Annotated in this window: 1 protein-coding gene; it reads right to left on the bottom strand. The window is 67.2% G+C overall.

The features are described 5' to 3' along the window. Window positions 1–2: 2 nt before the first annotated feature. Window positions 3–1154, bottom strand: a 1152-nt coding sequence (locus tag AWC12_RS28605; RefSeq protein WP_110808776.1) for an HNH endonuclease signature motif containing protein, incomplete at its 5' end; no start/stop codon positions are given.

Below are 1154 nucleotides of genomic sequence, written 5' to 3'. Positions count from 1 at the left end.
GCTTAGTCGGCGGGGGTAACACCATCCCCCTCGGCGCCTGAGTGGCCTTGGTCGACCTGCTCCTCGGTGGATCCCGCCGCCGGAGTGTCGTTGTCAACGCCGAACTCCGAGTCCTCGGTCGGACGTAGCAGGCGTTCGGGTCGGTGGTAGGTGTTGACCCGGGCTTGGCCGGTGTCCAGGGGTTCCGGTGGGATCCATTCGACCTCGCAGCGGTCGTTCATCTGGGTGGCCCAGCCGCCGTCGGTGACGCTGCGGTTGTCGGGCCCACACGCCAGGCCGAGGTCGTCGACGTTGGTGTTGCCGCCGTCAACCCAGTCGGCGGTGACGTGATGGACCTGGCAGCCGTAGGCCCCGATGGTGCAGCCCGGCTTGGTGCAGCCGCCCTCGCGGGCGATCAACATGATCCGCTGCGCCGGGGAGGCGATGCGTTTGGTGCGCAACAACTCCAGGGCCGAACCGGTGGCCCGGTCAAACACCGCCAGATAGTGGTGGGCGTGGGCGGCCATACGGACGACATCTGTGATCGGCAGCCGGGTGCCGCCGCCGGTGACCCCGATCCCGGCGCGCGATTGCAGGTCTTGGATCGTGGTGCGGATGATCACCGACACCGGCAGCCCGGTGAGCTTGCCCAGATCTCCGCTCATCAACGCGATCCGTCCGATAGCGAGCATCGCATCGTGTTGACGCTGGGCCAGGCTGCGGTGATCGTTGTCGATCTGTTCCTGGGTCGGGGTGCCCGAGGTGCAGGGCTGCTCATCGTCGGGATTACACATCCCCGGTGCGGCGTACTTGGCGAAGATCGGTTCCCACACCGCCCACGCCTCCGGGGTCAACGTCGCCGAGATGTCGACCATGCCGTCAGCGCGCTGCTTGTGCTTGGTGACCCCGCGCGTGCGGCCTCGTTCGAGGTCATCGGGTTCGGGGCCGTCCTGATCGAGCAGAAACAGCATCAACTCCGCGGCCTCGCGCAGTTGTTTGGGCCCGTTGCCGACCGCGGCGCGCACCAGGGTGATTTCGAACTGCTCGCGCGTCGTTTGATCGACGAACCCGGGGAGTTTGTTGACCGCTTTGCCGATGACCGAGACGTGTTCGGCGTTGATCAACCCCTGTGCCTGGGCGCGGGCGGTCGCGGGCAACACCGGCGGTAACGCGGG

This window comes from Mycolicibacterium iranicum (genome assembly GCF_002101705.1).
In the GTDB taxonomy this organism is placed as follows: domain Bacteria; phylum Actinomycetota; class Actinomycetes; order Mycobacteriales; family Mycobacteriaceae; genus Mycobacterium; species Mycobacterium iranicum.
This window is presented reverse-complemented; position numbering and strand designations above follow the sequence as displayed.